This is a genomic window from Plebeiibacterium sediminum (assembly GCF_026013605.1).
GTDB classification, from domain to species: domain Bacteria; phylum Bacteroidota; class Bacteroidia; order Bacteroidales; family Marinilabiliaceae; genus Saccharicrinis; species Saccharicrinis sediminus.
This window is the reverse complement of the sequence record NZ_JAPDPJ010000277.1, coordinates 1-575: the sequence shown is the minus strand read 5'-3', so window position 1 is coordinate 575 and position 575 is coordinate 1. Positions and strand designations below refer to the sequence as shown.

The 575-nt window shown below is 36.7% G+C and carries 2 protein-coding genes; both read left to right on the top strand.

The features are described 5' to 3' along the window. On the top strand, positions 1–391 hold a 391-nt coding region (locus OM075_RS25445), incomplete at its 5' end, for a reverse transcriptase domain-containing protein (RefSeq protein WP_301193370.1). 71 nt (positions 392–462) lie between these two features. Further along, positions 463–575, top strand: a 113-nt coding sequence (locus OM075_RS26260; RefSeq protein WP_363321662.1) for a group II intron maturase-specific domain-containing protein, incomplete at its 3' end; no start/stop codon positions are given.

The window sequence follows — 575 nt, the reverse complement described above, 5'->3', positions numbered from 1 at the left end:
AGGAGTACCTCAAGGAAGCCCTATCAGTCCGTTATTGTCAAACATTGTTCTTCATGAACTGGATCTGAAAATGGAGCAATTAGGCTTACGCTTTGTACGCTATGCTGATGATTTTAGTATTTATTGTAAAACAAAAGCAGAAGCAAGAAAAGCAGGTAACACGATTTATGTATTTCTTAGGGATAAACTTAAACTCCCCATCAACAGGGATAAAAGTGGTATCCGCCGTCCGGTTAACTTTCAAATCCTTGGATTTGCTTTTGTACCCATTTACAAAAAGGGTATTAAAGGTAAATACCAACTGATTGTTGCAGAAAAGAGATGGAAAAGCTTTAAGGCAAAGCTTAAAGAAGTCACCAGAAACGAGCCATTGATATTCTCTCTTGTATAAAGTGGTTTTAATAGCGAGTTCCATCGAATGCTTTTGAATTCTACATTATAATGAGATGAAAAACCACTCCCATGAGTTTTGATGAACGCATTCAAAAGCTATTAGAAATCCAACGTGGTTGGATCAACTACTTTAAACATGCAAATATCATTACGAAACTGGAGAAACTTGATGGTTGGCTTCG